Origin of the sequence: Corallococcus aberystwythensis (genome assembly GCF_003612165.1) — a bacterium.
Classification (GTDB): Bacteria; Myxococcota; Myxococcia; order Myxococcales; family Myxococcaceae; genus Corallococcus; species Corallococcus aberystwythensis.
In genome coordinates, this window is sequence record NZ_RAWK01000236.1 from 1 (window position 1) to 15,825 (window position 15,825).

Annotated in this window: 15 protein-coding genes; 6 read left to right on the forward strand and 9 right to left on the reverse strand. The window is 70.6% G+C overall.

Annotated elements, in window-relative coordinates; translation table 11 throughout:
* The 3 genes from D7W81_RS31005 to D7W81_RS31015 form a co-directional block, all read left to right on the forward strand.
* A partial coding sequence (locus D7W81_RS31005) for a cation:proton antiporter domain-containing protein (RefSeq protein WP_208721519.1) occupies positions 1 to 864 on the forward strand: 864 nt, incomplete at its 5' end.
* Complete coding sequence (locus tag D7W81_RS31010; protein ID WP_120559015.1) at positions 861 to 1,997, forward strand: cyclic nucleotide-binding domain-containing protein; 1,137 nt, start codon at positions 861 to 863, stop codon at positions 1,995 to 1,997. The genes D7W81_RS31005 and D7W81_RS31010, both read left to right, overlap by 4 nt.
* 36 nt (positions 1,998 to 2,033) lie before the next feature.
* Positions 2,034 to 3,095, forward strand: a complete 1,062-nt coding sequence (locus D7W81_RS31015; protein ID WP_120559016.1) for an SDR family oxidoreductase — start codon at positions 2,034 to 2,036, stop codon at positions 3,093 to 3,095.
* A gap of 13 nt (positions 3,096 to 3,108) precedes the next feature.
* Here D7W81_RS31015 and D7W81_RS31020 read toward each other — a convergent pair whose 3' ends face one another.
* The 7 genes from D7W81_RS31020 to D7W81_RS31050 form a co-directional block, all read right to left on the reverse strand.
* Positions 3,109 to 3,528 carry a hypothetical protein gene (locus tag D7W81_RS31020; RefSeq protein WP_120559017.1) on the reverse strand — a complete coding sequence of 140 codons (420 nt, stop codon included), beginning with the start codon at positions 3,526 to 3,528 and terminating at the stop codon, positions 3,109 to 3,111.
* A gap of 7 nt (positions 3,529 to 3,535) precedes the next feature.
* Positions 3,536 to 3,931 carry a hypothetical protein gene (locus D7W81_RS31025; protein WP_147445680.1) on the reverse strand — a complete coding sequence of 132 codons (396 nt, stop codon included), beginning with the start codon at positions 3,929 to 3,931 and terminating at the stop codon, positions 3,536 to 3,538.
* A 138-nt stretch (positions 3,932 to 4,069) separates the two neighbouring features.
* Complete coding sequence (locus D7W81_RS31030; protein ID WP_120559019.1) at positions 4,070 to 4,621, reverse strand: hypothetical protein; 552 nt, start codon at positions 4,619 to 4,621, stop codon at positions 4,070 to 4,072.
* A 75-nt stretch (positions 4,622 to 4,696) separates the two neighbouring features.
* Positions 4,697 to 5,869, reverse strand: coding sequence for a tetratricopeptide repeat protein (locus tag D7W81_RS31035; protein ID WP_120559020.1), 1,173 nt, complete (start codon positions 5,867 to 5,869; stop codon positions 4,697 to 4,699).
* A gap of 48 nt (positions 5,870 to 5,917) precedes the next feature.
* Positions 5,918 to 7,633 carry an aldehyde dehydrogenase family protein gene (locus D7W81_RS31040; RefSeq protein ID WP_120559021.1) on the reverse strand — a complete coding sequence of 572 codons (1,716 nt, stop codon included), beginning with the start codon at positions 7,631 to 7,633 and terminating at the stop codon, positions 5,918 to 5,920.
* 86 nt (positions 7,634 to 7,719) lie between these two features.
* A complete protein-coding gene (locus D7W81_RS31045; RefSeq protein WP_120559022.1) occupies positions 7,720 to 9,987 on the reverse strand; it encodes a M56 family metallopeptidase in 2,268 nt (755 codons plus the stop codon).
* 5 nt (positions 9,988 to 9,992) lie between these two features.
* Positions 9,993 to 10,373: a BlaI/MecI/CopY family transcriptional regulator gene (locus D7W81_RS31050; protein ID WP_120559023.1), complete on the reverse strand. Its 381-nt coding sequence runs from the start codon at positions 10,371 to 10,373 to the stop codon at positions 9,993 to 9,995.
* Positions 10,374 to 10,541: 168 nt separating this feature from the next.
* Between D7W81_RS31050 and D7W81_RS31055 the strand changes: the two genes are divergently transcribed.
* From D7W81_RS31055 to D7W81_RS31065, 3 genes are all read left to right on the forward strand, one after another.
* Positions 10,542 to 11,567, forward strand: a complete 1,026-nt coding sequence (locus D7W81_RS31055; RefSeq protein ID WP_147445681.1) for a hypothetical protein — start codon at positions 10,542 to 10,544, stop codon at positions 11,565 to 11,567.
* A 149-nt stretch (positions 11,568 to 11,716) separates the two neighbouring features.
* On the forward strand, positions 11,717 to 12,316 hold the full coding sequence (locus D7W81_RS31060; RefSeq protein WP_120559025.1) for a hypothetical protein: 600 nt from the start codon (positions 11,717 to 11,719) through the stop codon (positions 12,314 to 12,316).
* 104 nt (positions 12,317 to 12,420) lie between these two features.
* The gene (locus D7W81_RS31065) at positions 12,421 to 13,791 is read left to right on the forward strand and encodes a hypothetical protein (protein WP_120559026.1); all 1,371 of its coding nucleotides are present in this window, start codon (positions 12,421 to 12,423) and stop codon (positions 13,789 to 13,791) included.
* Here D7W81_RS31065 and D7W81_RS31070 read toward each other — a convergent pair.
* Together D7W81_RS31070 and D7W81_RS31075 are read right to left on the reverse strand one after the other, a co-directional pair.
* Positions 13,788 to 15,401, reverse strand: coding sequence for a phospholipase D-like domain-containing protein (locus D7W81_RS31070; RefSeq protein ID WP_120559027.1), 1,614 nt, complete (start codon positions 15,399 to 15,401; stop codon positions 13,788 to 13,790). The genes D7W81_RS31065 and D7W81_RS31070 overlap by 4 nt on opposite strands.
* Positions 15,402 to 15,460: 59 nt before the next feature.
* A complete protein-coding gene (locus D7W81_RS31075; RefSeq protein ID WP_120559028.1) occupies positions 15,461 to 15,697 on the reverse strand; it encodes a chaperonin in 237 nt (78 codons plus the stop codon).
* Between the last annotated feature and the right edge of the window lie 128 nt (positions 15,698 to 15,825).

A 15,825-nucleotide genomic window follows, 5' to 3' on the forward strand; every position in this document is an offset into this window, starting at 1 on the left:
GTGGCGGGGCTGGCGGTGGGCGTGACGCTGCGGCGGGAGGTGCCGCCGCAGAGCCAGGTGGCCATCCACTCCTTCTGGGAGTACGCCACCTTCGGCGTCAACACGTTCCTCTTCCTCTCCGTGGGCCTGGACACGCGGCCGGAGGCGCTCCAGGGGCACCTGCCGGGCGTGGGCATCGCGGTGGTGGCGGTGGTGCTGGGACGCGCGGTGGCCATCTACCTGCCCTTCCTGTTGCTCAAGCTGTTCAAGCCCGCGGAGTCCATTCCGCTGAGATGGCAGCACGTGTTCCTGGTGGGCAACATCAAGGGCGCGCTGTCCATCGGTCTGGCGCTGGGTCTTCCGGAGTCCACGCCCGCGCGAGAGCAGATCATCTCCATCGCGTTCGGCGTCACGCTGGTGTCCACGGTGGGTCAGGGGTTGATGCTCACGGGCGCGCTCAAGGCGCTGGGGCTGTTCCAGCAGGACGCGGTGGCGCTGGAGATGGCGGGGCAGCGCGGCAGGCTCATCGCGAGCCGCGCGGCGCACGTGGAGCTGGATGCGTTGCACACGCAGGGTCTCTTGCCGCGCGCGGCCTATGAGCACCTGCGCAGCGAGTACCAGGTGAACATCGCCCGGGCGGAGCGGGAGCTGCGGCGCATCAGCGAGCAGCACCTGGCCGAAGGGGCGAAGGACATCCTGAGCATGCGCAGGCGGCTCATCGACGCGGAGCGCACGGCGTTGCAGGGCGCGCGGCGCAACGGGCTGATTCCGGAGGCGACGGCGGAGGAGATGCTGGCGCACCTGGACGCGCGGATGTTGGACCTGGAGAAGGTGTTGCACGGCGGGCACGCGAGCAAGGACAGCAAGGAGCACAAGGCGTCATGAAGATCGTCATCGCGGGGGGAGGACGGGTGGGCGGCGCGCTGGCGGCGCGGCTCGTGTCGGAGCAGCACACGGTGACCGTGATTGAACGCGACGCGGGCATCTGCGCGCGCCTCTTTGAAGAGGTGGGCGTGGTGACGGTGTGCGGGGACGCCACCAACCCGCGCGTGCTGGAGGCGGCGGGCATCGGCACGGCGGACGTGGCGGCGGCGGTGCTGGCGCACGACCCGGCGAACCTGGCGTTCACCATGCTGGTGCGCGCGGTGTCCAGCGCGCGCCTGATGGTGCGGATGCTGGACACGAACTACCGCGACGCGTACCGGCTGGCGGGCGTGAAGGAGCTGGTGGCCGAGGCGGACGTGGTGGTTTCGAAGATGACCACCGCCATCGACTTCCCGCAGGTGTCCGGGTCGCTGCCGCTGAGCAGCGGCGACGCGCTCCTGTTCGAACTGGCCATCCCCCTCCGCGCCCGGGTGGCGGGGCAGACGGTGGCGCAGGTGCGCGGCATGGAGGGCTTCCCGCGCGAGTGCATCTTCATCGCGCTGGTGGACCCGCAGGGCCACACCGCGCTGCCGGAGGGCAACACGCAGCTGAAGGCCGGGCACAACGTCATCCTCGTGGCGCGCCGGACGCAGGTGGCGAAGGCGGTGGAGTTCCTCACGTCGGAGCCGCCGCTGGGCGCGGGCCTGGCGTCGTCGCTGGCGCAGACGCTGCGCAAGCTGGACTTCCTGGCGCCCCTGAGTGAGGACGAATTGCAGGCGGTGGCGCGCGGAGCGGAGCTGCTCCAGTCGCCCGCGGGCACGGAGCTGTTCCGCCAGGGTGACGCGGGCGAGACGTTCTACGTGGTCATCTCCGGCGAGGTGGCGATGAAGGACGCCTCCCGGCAGACGGTGGCCACGGTGAAGCAGGGCGGCTTCTTCGGAGAGCTGGCCCTGCTCACGGGCGAGCCACGCAACGCCACCGCCGTCACCGCCACGCCGTGCGAGCTGGCCGCGGTGGGCCGCGAGGACTTCCGCGGCGTGATGATGGCCAACCCCGCCGTCGCGCTGGAGATGAGCCGCATCCTGGGCCAGCGGCTGTCCCGCCTGGGCGGACAGGCCCAGCCGGCGAAGCGGCGCGGGCTGTTTGGCCGCTGATCAAGACAGACACCTTCCCTTCAAGGGCCTTCTTCCATGACGACGAAGCACACGGCGCTGGTGCTGGGCGCCACCGGTATCATCGGCCGCAACCTCCTCACGTACCTGGACACGCGGCCGGACTGGAAGGTGAAGGCCGTGTCGCGCCGCGCGCCGGACTTCGCCACGCGCGCAGAGGTGAAGTCGCTGGACCTCCAGTCCCAGGACTCGCTCGCCAGCGCCGCCGAGTGGCTGCGCGATGTCACGCATGTCTTCTTCGCCGCGTACCAGGAGCACCCGGACCCGGCGGATCTCAACCGCATCAACGTGATGCTCCTGCGCAACATCGTGGAGGCGCTGGAGAAGCACGCGCCCGGCTTCCGCCACGTGTCCTTCATCCAGGGCGGCAAGGCGTACGGCGCGCAGTTCGGCCTCTACAAGACGCCCGCGAAGGAGACCGACCCCCGGCACTTCCCGCCCAACTTCTACTACGACCAGGAGGACTTCCTGCGGGACGCGTCCCAGGGCCGGCGCTGGAGCTGGACCGCCCTGAGGCCCGACATGATGATGGGGCTCGCCGTGGGCAATCCCATGAACCTGGGCAACCTCATTGGCGTCTATGCCTCGCTGTGCAAGGCGTTGCGCGTCCCCCTGCGCTTCCCCTCCACGCCTCGCGCGTACTCCATCCTCGCCAACGTGACGGACGCCACGGTGCTGGCCAAGGCCATGGAGTGGTCCGCCCTCAACGAGGCGTGCGCGGGCGAAATCTTCAACATCACCAACGGCGACGTCTTCCGCTGGAGCCAGGTCTTCCCGCGCATCGCGGACGCGTTCGGCATCCCGTGCGCGGACCCGCAGCCCTTCTCCCTGACGGAAGCGATGAAGGACAAATCCCCCGTCTGGGAGGCGCTCACGCAGCGCCAGGGCTTGCAGCCGCACGGCCTGAAGAAGCTGGCCAACTGGGCCTTCGGCGACTTCATCTTCGGCGTGGAGAACGACGCGTTCTTCGACGTGAACAAGGCCCGCCGCTTCGGCTTCCAGGAGATGCACCTGGACAGCACGGAGGCCATGGTCGCGTTGATGCGTCAGCTCCAGGCGGAGAAGCTCATCCCCGCCTGAAGCAGTCGGCGCGTCAGGGGCTCGCGAAGAAGACGCGCGGGCCCTCTCCACCGATGAGGGTCCGTCCCAGTTCCAGGGTCCAGGGCACGTCGCGCGGCACGGGCTCCGGCGAGCGCAACACCACGGTCGTCCCCTCCCAGTGCTGGGGTTTCAAACACTCGGAGACGCGCCAGACTCCCGCGTAGCCGCGCTCCGCATCCCGGACGGCCGGGGTCGGGTACCCAATGAGCTCGATGCAAAGGGACTCCCCGTCCTCGTCACAACCGTCGGGCTCCGAGCCGTTCGCCGGCACGCAGGTCAAGACGGCTGTCACGGTGACGTGGTCGTCCGCGTCACGGGTGGCGGAAGCGGCGCGAACGCCCACGGCGTCCCAACGAGGCCCGCAGGCCGTCAGCAGGCCCGCGAGGGCCACGATGATGAAGGTCGGATGCATGAGGGCCTCAGGGGTTGGGGATGACGGCGTTCATCACGCGGGGATCCGCGCTGACGAGGATGCGCAGCCCGGGGTCACGGTCCACGGCGTCAGGCGTGGTGACCGTCACCTGGGTGCCGATGATGTCGGGGACCTTCTGGCACGACTCCGCCCGGTGCCGCGGATGGGCGAAGGCCGTGTCATCGGCCGCGTACCACGTCGCGGAGACGCAGACGCGCTCGCCATCCGCGTCACAGCCTTCCAACCGCGCCATGCCGTAGACGAGGCCGCAGGTCAGCGTGACTTCGACGGAGACACGGTCGTCCTCGAGCCGCGCCGCCGTGGCATCCAACACGCCGGCCGCCTCCAGCCCGGGCTCACAGCCAGCAAGGAGGGGGAGTAGCAGCAACAGCCAGCGACGCACGCGGGACCTCCGGGAACAGGGGACCCCGCGCCCCAGAGCAACACCCGTGCCCACTGGCCGACAGACGGCGCCCCCGGAGAGGCACCGCGCAATCCCTGACACACAAGTCAGGGCATGACGCCCGCGCCCTGCCCTGTCTCAGGGGGACTGCTTGAGGCGCCCGCACACCGCGGACGCCGCCAGGAAGCCCACGCTGAAGGCGTTGCGGAAGCGGTTGTAGAGCGCCCCCACGCCGGGCACGTTGGCGATCATGTCGCCGAAGCTCCACATCTCCTCGTGCGCGTGGATGAGCGGCAGCACCTCGCCGCCGTCCTCGCCGCGCTGGAGCGTGAAGTCGTAGACGAGAATCGTGCGCAGCGGGTACGTGTAGAGCCACGCGAACTGCTGGAGGTTCATCACCCCGTCCACGATGGCCCGCCCGCTCTTCCCATCCGGCTCCAGCTGGACGTTGAGCTGGAAGATGTCGAAGTCGAAGCGGAACATGCAGTGGAAGCCCGCCGCGCCCTTGCGGTACGTCTCCCTGCCGCCCCCCTTCTGCCAGGGGTCCGTGAAGGTGACGTCCTCCGCGATCATCGGCATCAGCTCCGCGTCCAGCACCGACGCGGGGATGGACGTGGTGTAGAGCAGCCGCGTCACTTCCCGGAAGCGCGCCTCCAGCTGCTCAATCAATGCCTGCTCGGCCTTGCGCATACGCCCCCCTGCCCGCTGATGGGACCGCGCCTGAGAAGCTAGGCACGGCCCCGGAGCAGGGGAAGACGGGGTGCGTCAACCGCTCAGTTCAGTCAGCAACTGCGACGCCTGGTCCTTCACGGTGGCGTCCGCGCCCAGCGACTGCGCCTGCCTGGCGTGCTTGGTGGCTTCCGCCCGGTCGAACGGCTGGGTGGCGCGCGCCAGGTTCAGGTGCGTGAGCGCGTCCTGGGGGTTCGCCTCCAGCACCCGCTCCAGCAGCACGCGGGCCCGCGCGTGGTCCTGGTCCCCCATCAACAGGCGCACCAGGTCGTTGGTGGGGCCGGGCTCGTTGGGCGCCGCCGCCACGGTCTCCTCCAGCAGCTTGCGGGCCTCGGCGCGCTCACCCAGCGCCTCGTGCGCCTGCGCCAGCGAGTGGCGGATGTCCCACTGGTTCGGCGCGCGCTGGAGCGCTTCTCCGAAGAGGGCCTTCGCCTGCGCCAGCTCCCCGGAGAGCATGCTCGCCAGGCCGTGCAGGTGGATGTAGCGGACCTGCGTGGGCTCCAGCTCGCGCAGCTCCAGGATGGTGCGGCGGGCCGCGTCCTGGCTGTTCGCCTGGAGGTAGAGCCGGAAGAGGTCCTGCAACACCGCCACGCGCGTGCGGCCCTGCGCGTGCTCCAGGGCCCGCGTGGCCGCCGCGATGGCCGGCCCGATGGCGCCGTTCGCCGCGTGCGCGCGCGACAGCATCAGGTGCGGCAGGGCCTCCTGGGGCGCCAGCGACGCGGCCTGCTGGAAGTGCACCGCCGCCGCCGCCATGTCCTTGCGCTGCACCGCGATGCGGCCCAGCTCGAAGTGCGGGTAGACGCTGTGGGGCGCCACCACCTGCGCGGCCTCGAAGGCGGCCTTCGCGCCCTCCAGGTCGCCGCGCTCGGCCAGCAGCGTGCCCAGGTTGAAGCGCTCGAAGTAGCCGGCGGTGGGCGCGGCGGCCAGCGCCTTGAGCGTCACCAGCGCCACCGGGTCCCCGGCCTGCGCCTTGAGCATGGCCAGGTGGGCCTGCGCCTCCGTGTTGCCCGGCTGCACCTGCAACAGGCGCGTCACGGCGCCTTCCGCGTCCTTCGCGGCGCCGGTGCTCAGGTGGGTGCGCACCAGGCCCATCAGACAGTCCACGTCCTTCGGGTCGATGGAGAGGCCCTTCTGGAAGCTCTTCACCGCCTCCGCGGGCTGGCCCTGCTGCAGCAACTGCCCACCCTCTTGCGCGTACCTGGATGCCATGGCCCCTACCTACCACGAGCCTCCCGAATCCCCGCCTCCCCGCCTGCCCTACCGGCGCAGCGCGGCCAGGGCGACACCCGGCAACTTCCACCAGGACGGGGACTGCTCGAATTCCACCAACCGGCGGGACAGCTCCGCCATGCTCTTGTGACCCGGCACCCACGGGGGCGCGACCAGGGACGTGAGCGGGGCGCGCAGCACCGCCTTCTCGATGGACTCCAGCATGAACGTGTTGTGCACCCAGCCCTGCCCGCTCTGGATGTCGCGGGGCGACGCGGACGGATGGCCGCCCCAGGGCAGGCTGCCCAGCGCGTAGCCCGCCGCGGGCCAGGTGTTGATGGCCACGGTGCCGTAGCGCAGGTCGCGCACCGCCTTCTCCACCGCCGCGCGCACGCGGGGGTCCCGCATCGTTTTCGGATGGACGACGAGCATCGCGTTGAGGGTGCCCCACACCTTCTCGTTGAGGAACGCCACCGCGGCCTCCAGGAAGGCCACCGGTTCGTCGGAGCCCGGCAGGCCCGTCTCCGACAGCACGGTGCACCAGGGCTCGTGGCGGAACACGCGGTCGTCCGTCTTCGCCGGGTCCACGTCTGGAATCAGCGCGTAGGCCAGGTCGCCCTCGCCGGGGTTGCCCACCAGCCTCAGGTTGGGGCGCGCGTCCGTGAACTGGTGCCAGCGCTCCTGCGCGCCCGGGTAGTACGCGCGGCGCACGGGCGCCTGGCCCAGGCTCGCCTGGATGCGGTCCACGAACGCGCCGCGCTGGAGCCAGTCCTTGGGCTGCACCAGCAGCTTCGCCGAGTTGCAGTTGAAGGACGCGTTGTTGGACACCATGCCGGCGATGTCGTCCGCCTGGAAGCGCAGCTCGCCGTCGGAGTACGGCCCCGGCACCACCACCACGGGGGAGATGTTGCCCAGCTCGCTGGAGACGTGCTTCGCGAGCAGCGGTTCGTTCTTGCGCCGGCGCTCGTCGGACTCCGGACCAGGGGGGCCCCACACCAGCGCGTCATGGGTCTTGTCGCTGCCGGTGATGTGCACCTCGTCCACCGCGTCGTGGTGGACCAACTGCGCGCCCTCCTCCGCGCCGCCGTACACGATGGCCAGCGCGTCGCGCGCGACGAGCGGGGCGAAGGCCTGCTCCAGGAACGGGCCCAGGTAGGCGTTGACGGGGTTCATCTTGAGCACGCAGACGGTGCCCTCCACGAAGAGCTTGTAGAGGCAGTCCAGCGGCGGGATGGAGTTGACGTTGCCGCCGCCCAGCACCGCGCAGACCCGGCCCTTGTGGGGCTTCCGGTAGAAGGACGCCTGGTGTTCGCGCAGGTTGTCCGCGGTGACGCCGGGCTGGAAGTAGACCTCGCCCGTGGTGGCGGGCAGCAGCATCCCTTCCAGCCTGTCGCGGGGGAACAGCCGTGCGGCGAGCCGCCCGTCCTCCAGCGTGCGCAGGTGCGTCCGGGGGATGACAGGCACGCCGTGCTTCTGGATGTCCTTCAGCGCGTCCGCGAGCAGGCGCAGGGTGCGCACCACCACCATGGGCCCGGCGAGCCACTCCTCACCCGCGAGTGGACCGCCGGGGTCGATGCCCTTCGCCTCGCAGGCCGCGCGCACGCTGGGCTCCGCGATGGCGGCGTACGCGTGGCGCAGGTCCTCCAGGAGCCGGATGCGCTCCTTCAGGGCGAGCTTCACCCACGCGCTCGAGCCCTCACGGACCCGGCGCACCAGGATGTCGATGGTGGTGCGTGACGTGGACTGCGGGACGGCGGCGGACATGGCGACCTCCGAGACAGGCTTCACACCGGGTCCCGGTATAGGGAACCCCCGCGTGCGCCGTCACCGGGGAGCCGCGCCCTCCGTCCTCAGGTGGGCAGAGGCTCGGCCAGGCCCTTGCGGATGGCCTCGTCGATGACGGCCATGACCTTCTTCATGCTCTCGCGGCTGCGGGCGGCCTGCTGCTGGCCGAGCTTCCCCTGCTCTTCACCCAGCTTGCCCTGCTGCTCGCCCAGCTTCCCCTGCTCCTCACCCAGGGCCTCCATCTTCCGGCTGAGCTCCTCCTGCTGCTTGTCGAGGCCTTCCAGCTCCTTGTCGAAGGACTCGTCGCGCTTGTCGAGCTCCGCCTCCTTGCGGTCGCGCTCGGGGCTGTCCTCCTGGTTGTGGAGGCGGGCGCGCTCCAGGGCGATCTCCGCGCGCTTCGAGGCGATGGCGGCGTGCTTCGCGGCGATCTGCGACATGGGGTAGGCCAGCTCCGCCTGCTTCTGGCCCAGCGCGGCCTGCTGCGCGCCCAGGGCGGCCTGCTTCTCACCGAGGGCGCCCTGCGCGTCGCCCAGCTTGCGGTCGTCTTCCATCAGCTTGCGCACCTGCTCCAGCGTCTTCGCGTCGCGGATCAGCAGGGGCTTGTTGTCGCGGCGCACGAAGAGCAGGTCCTTGCCCTGCTGCTTGAAGGTGCGCGCCAGGTACAGATCGTCCGTGGAGCCGGCCATCATCGTGCGGCCGTCGGAGAGGTACGCGAAGGTGTCGCCGTCCTCGATGCCCATGTCCGGAGGCGCGGGAGGCGCCGGAGGACGCGGCGCGGCCGCGAGCATGGGAGGCGCGGGCGGCAGCGGGGCCCGCGGGCCACCGACCGGCGGCATCGGAGCCAGCGCGCCACGGACCGGGGGCACGGGAGGTACGGGCGGCACCGGAGTCAGCTTGCCACCGGCGGGCGGCGCGGGCGGCACCGGGGTCCGAGTGCCATCGGCCGGCGGGGCCGGGGGCGCGGGCGGCGCGACGTGCGCGGTGACGAGCCGCGTGGTGGGCGCGCCTGGCGTGGGAGGAGGCAGCGCGGGCAGCGGCGGCAGCGGCGGTGCGTCCGCGGGCGTGCCGGGCGCCTTCGCGGTGTGCTCCGTCACGGCCGGCTTCGACGCGGTGGACTCGGGCAGCTGCCGGACGGTGCCCACCTTCACGGGGGCGGAGGCCGCGTCCTTCGCGGCGGGAGCGGTGCTCTCCGCGGGCGCCTTGGCGACGACCTGGAAGGGCATCAGGACCACGGCGCCGAGGGCGAACAGCGCACCCTTCAGCCACCGGCGGGGTTGGGTGGGGACGACGTCGACATGTTCCAGCATGCGGAGCCTCCTGTGCAGCGCGTGAAGGTGGGCCGACGCCCCGAGCGCCGCTGCGCTGCCCGGGGGCCGGGTGATGCCAAAGGCGATGAGCAGCTCGCCGTAGTCCGCGGGCTCCGCGCCGGTGAGGCGCAGCGCCTCCGCGTCGCACGCCTCTTCCCGGGCGAGCGCGTACTCACGGGCCGCCTGGCGCGCGAGCGGGTGGAAGAAGAGGACCGTCTCCGCCAGCGCCGGCACCCAGCCCAGCCACAGGTCCCCGCGCCGCAGGTGCGCCACTTCATGCGCCAGCGCCATGCGCAGCGCGTCCTCCGGAAGGTCGCGCAGCGCCTTCGCGGGCAGCACGATGGCCGGTGCCACGAGCCCCGCCGCCAGCGGGCTCACCACCTCGTCCGACACGAGCAGCAGGGGCGGACGGCGCAGGCCCGCTTCATTCGCCAGGAACTCCGCCTCCTCCTCCAGCGCCGGGTGACGCAGGGGCCGCGCGCGCTCCCGCATGCCCCGCACCTGGCGCCACGCCTGCACATGGCCCCGCACCTTCCACGCCACGCCCGCGCCCCACAGGACGAGCAGCGCCCACGCCGCGCCCACCGTCCACGGAGGCGAGCGGAGCGACTCCACCGCGCCCCGGACGAAGGAGGCGAACCGCGTCCCGTGCGAAGGGACTTCCGCGGCCACCGCCACGGAAGGCGTTGTCTGCCTTTGCGCCGGCACCTGGATGCGCGTGGCGGCATCCGGCGCGCCGAGCACCATGACCTCCGGTCCCGGTGTCTGGGATTGCACGCGGGTGCTCCCCGCGGTCGCGGACTCCACGGGCAGCAGCGCCAGGGGCATGGGCCTGGGCCAGCCCAGCGTGAGCACGAACTTGAGCGCCACCAGCCACCACAGGCCCGCGCGCAGGGCCGCGGGCAGGCGCGGCGCCGCCCGGGCAATCAGCCAGACGGCCAGCGCGCACAGCGCCCCCTGCCACGAGGCGCGCCACACCGACTCCGACCACGACGACCACCACGGCGAGGTCATGAGAGGCGTCATGAGGCTCACTCCTTCCGCTTCTGGCGCAGGCGCGCCACGACGTCCTGGAGCTGCTTGAGCTCTTCGTCGGACACGTCCTCCGTCTCCGACAGGTAGGTCACGAACGGCGACAGCGACCCGCTGAGCGTGCGCTGCACGAAGTTCCCTACGACGTCGCGCAGCAGCTCTTGCGTCGCCACCGGCGAGGCGTACTGGAACACCCCGTCCACCTTGCTCCGCGTCAGGTACCCCTTGAGGCGCAGCCGCTCCATCACCGTGAGGATGGTGGAGCGCGCCAGCCCCTGCGCTTCACCGAAGCGCTCGGCCACCTCGCCCACCGTCGCCGGACCGTGCTCGGCCACGTACCGCAGCACCGCCAGCTCCTGCTCTCCCACCGGCTTCTTCATGCGCCCTGCCCTTCGTGACGACAACTGTAGTCAGAAGGCAAGGTACGCCTGACTACAGCCGTAGTCAAGCGGGTGTCCTGCTCGGGATTCGAGAGGGAGGTTCCGGGAGGCGTCAGGGATCTCCCTGAAAGACAGCCGCACCCTCCCCGCATAGTCTGGCATCCCCCCATGATGGGTCCCGCCGTCCCTCCGGCCCGGCCCGTCGACGAAAGGCAGGCGACGATGCGAGGCATTGGCGGCCCCAAGCTGAACCAGACGCAGTTCAAGGTCGGCAACAACTCCACGAAGGTGGGCGAGCAGGTGAAGTACGGCCCCACCGCGGACCTCAGTGAGAAGCAGAAGCAGAAGCTCCTCCAGCACTACGGCCAGCACGGCACGGAGAAGACGCCGCAGAACGCGCTGGAGCGCCTGACCCAGTACAGCGATTCGCACACCACGTACACGAAGGCGGCGAAGGCCTCCGGGCGGCCGTTGACGGAGCAGGAGTCCCTGGTCGCGGGGAGCGCGAAGAACAAGGCGCCCGCGTCCAGCATCAACCACGTCATCGCCTCCGGCACCGGCCAGAACGTCTTCAACCACGAGACGCTCCAGTTCAAGCAGGGCGTGAAGAACACCCACGCCGCCACCCAGAAGCTGGCCACGGCCACCGACCCCGCGGACGTGGCCCAGGCCCAGAAGCAGCTGCGCAAGGGGCTGGCGCAGCAGGCCGCGGGCGTGGGCCGCGTGCAGGGCTACTCGCGCGCCACGCTCGCCGAGCGCAAGGGAGAGCTGACCCCGGCGCAGGTGCAGACGAAGCAGAACGCCGCCATGAAGGGCACCCTCACCGCCATGCAGGGGCCTGATCAGGCCACGCGCTTCGGCGCCTACAAGGGCGTGCTGAAGGACACCTTCGACGCGCCGGGCAACCTGCGGCTGGGCAACCGGACCCAGAACACGAAGATCAGCACCGGCTTCGACACGCCGCTGGACGCGCAGGGCAAGCCCACGGAGCGCGCGGAGCGCCTCTTCCAGGCCCACCAGAACTACGGCCCGGACCGGCTGCTCACCGAGGAGCGGCTCTTCACGAAGAACGACAAGGGCGAGGCCATGTCCTCCAGCAAGGAAGCGGCGAAGGCCGGCGACAAGCGCAAGGCGGACGACACCGACCTCGCGTCGTCCTCGTCGTCGAAGACGAAGAAGAAGCGGAAGGCCTAGCACCTACCGCCAGCCATCCAGGCGCCTGTCTGCCCGGCTGCTCAGGTAAGGGTCGGGTAGCAGCGGACCGTGTGTGTCCTTGTCTCTGTCGGAAGGGCAACCAGATTTCTGGAAGCCGACTTCAAACCCGACACACACGGAGATTTCCCATGAAGCTCCCTCTGTTCGCGGCGATCGCCGCCCTGTCGCTGTACGGTTGCGCCAGCCACAACGCCAACACGCGCGAGGCCTCGTCACCTGAAGCAGGCGCCATCGGCGGCTCCGGCAGCGCCGGCAGCACCCAGGACACCAGCGGGAGCATCGACTCCTCGTCCTCGGACGCCACCAACCAGGAGCTGCCCGGTGAGACGGGCAACGTGAGCGACCTGGAGAAGCGCGACCGCATGGACGCGCCCACCGTCTACGAGGGCGAGGCCACGGGCGGCTCCGGCGCTCCCGACGAGGCCGTGAAGACCAAGGACGGCGAGAAGTGGGACGTGCAGCAGAACACGCCCACCGAGCTGGGTGACACCCAGTCCCCCTCAGGCGCGGTGAACCAGAACCGCAATGCCAGTGACAAGGGCAACCTGGGCACGGAGGGCAACCTGGGCGGCACCGGCGGCTCCGGCAGCACCGCCACCGAGGGCAAGAGCGAGGTGAAGGACGTGAGCGGCGAGACCGAGTCCGGCGCCCTCAACGCCGACACGGACGACGCCAGCACGGACAGCTCCAAGGTGGAGTCGGGCGCCACGCCGGATCCCACGAACTAGTCATCGCGCCCCACGCGAGGGCGGATACCCGGGAAAGCCCGCGTGCGGGCCGTCCCGGGTATTCGTCTGTCCACTCCGCGCCGCGCCAACTAGAGTGAGCACCAATGACTGGTGCTCCCTTCGTGGCCCTGATCGCGCTGCTTCACTCCCAGTCCTCCACCATCGAGGAGGTCCCCAATGATGCGCAGCAGGAGACGTACTCCGCGCCGGAGTCGTCAGGGAGCGCGGAGGGTTCCTCGGAGGGCATCGGCTTCCGGGCGCTCCTGGAGGTGGGGCCGCTGAGCTTCCCGTCCGGGACGCGGGGCGGAGAGCAGGACCTGTTCGGGTACGCGTACCCGTCGCTGGGCGTGGATGGCGGCGAGGACTTCGCGTTCATGCTGGGCGCGCCGCTGCGCTTCCGGTTGCTGGACAACGCACCGAAGCAGAAGGACCAGGACTACGGCGCGTGGCTGCGGCGTGAGGACTGGGATGAGCGCAGCGACTACGGCCAGGTGGTGCGCCTGTTGCGCATTGGCGACGAGTCCGGCCGCTTCGGTCTGCGCGTGCAGCCGTTCCTGGAGGAGTCCCTGGGGCGCGGCTACCTGGTGAACCGCTACGACAACCAGCTCAACGCGAACTACCACCCGGCGGGCGGCACGCTGTCGTTCACCGCGGGGCCCGCGCGCGTGCAGCTGCTGGCCAGCGACGTGCTCGCCGCGCGGATTTTCTCCGGCGAGCTGCTGCTGGACATCGGCCGCATCGTCAGCGACAGCGAGGGGAACTTCGACCGCTACCTGGTGCGAGCCTCGGCGGCGCACGACGTGGGCGAGGCCGGCGGGGTGACGCCTGAGGCCACGGTCGCGTCGGTGGGCGCCGAGTTCGCCATGTACAAGGGCGAGCGGCTGCGCTCGTGGGCCCTGGTCGCCGGCGGCGCGCGGCTCAACGAGGGCGCACAGGACGTGGGCGCCCTCTTGGGTGTCGCGTTCGAGGGCAACTTCAAGGGCACGCAGATCAGCGTCACCGCGCAGGGGCGCCGGCAGGGCGGCGGCTTCCGCTTCGGCTACTTCGGCGCGGGCTATGAGCTGGCGCGCTTCTCCGCGGTGGGCCTCTCCGAGGAACCCCAGTCCGACCAGCGCGTGCCCCAGGACTTCTCCGGCTACCTGGAGCTGTCCATCGCGCGGGGCGACGGGCCGGACTCCACGGAGGTGGTGGCCAGCGGCGCCGTGGAGTACTCCGCCTTCGGACGCGCGGACGGCGACCTGTCGCTGAGCTTCAGCAGCCCGGGCGGCACGTCGCGAGGCATCGCACGCGTGGTGGTGACGGGCCTGGGTGACAAGCCCCGCTACTCGGTGGCGGCGGAGTTCCGCCAGCGAGTGCTGCCCGCCATGTACGTCTGGGGCTCCGGCGCCACGGTGCACTTCCCGCAGCCGGACGGCACGCTGGTGCCCGGCGTGAGCGTGGGCGCTGGCGTGGGCGTGGACTTCGCCCGCCGCTAGGGCCCGGCCGGCCCACCCTCCTCCTGCACCGGAGCGCAGGGCAGGATGGCGCTGTGCCGCCGGGCCGTCTCGCACGACTTGCCCACCAGCCACCGCGACAACAGGCGCACGCCGGAGGCGAAGAGGCCGTCGTCGCCCTTGTGCAGGGCCTCGAAGAGGGACTCGTCCAGCACCGACTCTTCCGGGTCGATGAGGAACTCCTCCGGCTCCAGCGGCTTGAAGAGGGGGTTCTGGTCGAACACCGTCTCCAGCGGGTGCGGACGCAGCCGGTGCTGTCCCTCGTGGGCCAGCCGGTCCAGCGTCTCCACCATGTGCGTCGCGGCCACCAGCGGGCGCAGCGCGGCCACGCCAGAGAGGCCCACGTGCTCCGCCATCAGCGACACGCGCACGCGGCGGATGGCGCGCGACACGGCGTCCCCGGGCGCTTCCGCCTCCCAGCTCAGGTTGAGCTCTGAATCCAGCCCCAGGCTGCGGTTCGTCGTGTTCGCGGAGCCGATGGTCATGAACGTGTCGTCCACGACGAGGATCTTCGAGTGGATGTACGTGAAGACGTCCGAGCCGTCCTCGGCCTTCGCCGCCGAGCCGTACACCGCGAAGCCGTGGCCCGTTTCAGAGGCCACCTCGCGCAGCGCGCGCAAGAGGCGCACCTGGGCCACGCCCATGGCGATCTGCTCGCGCAGCGCCTCCGGCTGACGGGGCAGCACCAGCATCACCTGGAGCCGGGGCCGTCCGGCCGCGCGCATGCGTTTGACGAGCGCGTCGTAGATGGCGCGCGAGGAGAAGTACTGGTTCTCGATGTAGATGAAGCGCTCGGCCGCGCCGATGGCGTCCACGTACAGCTCGCGGATCTCCTGCACCGCGTCCTGCGGAGGCAGGATGGTTTTTCCAAAGGTGCGGCTGATGGCCACCGGGCCCGGAGGCGCGGGCATCGTCGCTTCAAAAGTCAGGTCGTCGCGGTTCACGGGCTCCAGGTGGATTTCACCTCCACCCGAGTGCGCCCAGCGCGCCTCGAACAGCTCCGCGAGCGGCTTCACCGCGGGGCCCGTCAGCACCGTCTGCACGTCGTGGTAGGGCCCGTGCGGGTCGCGGCCGGAGTCGCAGCGCAGCTTCGAGCACGCGGGGTGGTCCCGGTCATCCCAGCGGCAGTCACACACGTCCATGCCGCCGGTGAACGCCATCACGCCGTCGATGACGACGAGCTTCTGGTGATGGGCGCCGTAGAGCGGACTGGAGGAATCGAAGCGGAAGCGCAGCCGCTCGTTCGTGGTCCAGTTGAACAGCAGGTTCTGCATCCACTCGCGCTCCATGGCGAGCAGCATGCTGAAGTCCCACGCGAGGATGTAGACGTGCAGCTCCGGGTTCTCCCGGCACATCTCATCCAGCAGCGGCAGCAGCCGGACTTCGCCGCCGTTCGCCTCTTCCAGGTCCTCACCGCGCAGCAACGTGACGTCGCTGTCGAACTGCCAGCCGGTGATGACGATGGAGCGGCGGGCCTTCCGGATGGCCCGATACAGCTCTCGGTAGTAATCCCGGGCGTCCACCAGCACGCCCGCGTCATGCGTTTCCGTCCGCGTCCAGCAGTTGCGTCCGGGGTTGAGAATGGATTTCACGTGCTCACCTGGCCCTGGAGAGGATCCCTGATGTCGTCCGCGCCCGGCCGGCGGAAGCGTCACCTCACGAAGACAATGTGCTTGCCGGTCGCCAGCGTCATGTCGGTCGAAGAGACAACCTTGGCCACCTTGCGAGCCTCGCCGCCCACGGTGTCGAAGGCCGCGGCGATCAGGTCACCGAGCGTCACCTGCACGCGCCTGGCCTGCTTGCCGGCGGAGGACACGGCCTTGACCGTCTTCGCCTTCATCTGACGGGCCTTGCGCTGGATGGTCTGCTTCTGGGTCTTGGTCGCCATGGTCTTTGTCTCCTGAGGATGAAGTGTCTGCCCGTCTGCGTGGTGTGCCGTACCGCCCCGTCCTGCCGTGCTGCCCCTACCCCGTCCCTTATACACATCTCCGAGCCCACGAGACATGCGCAGATCGC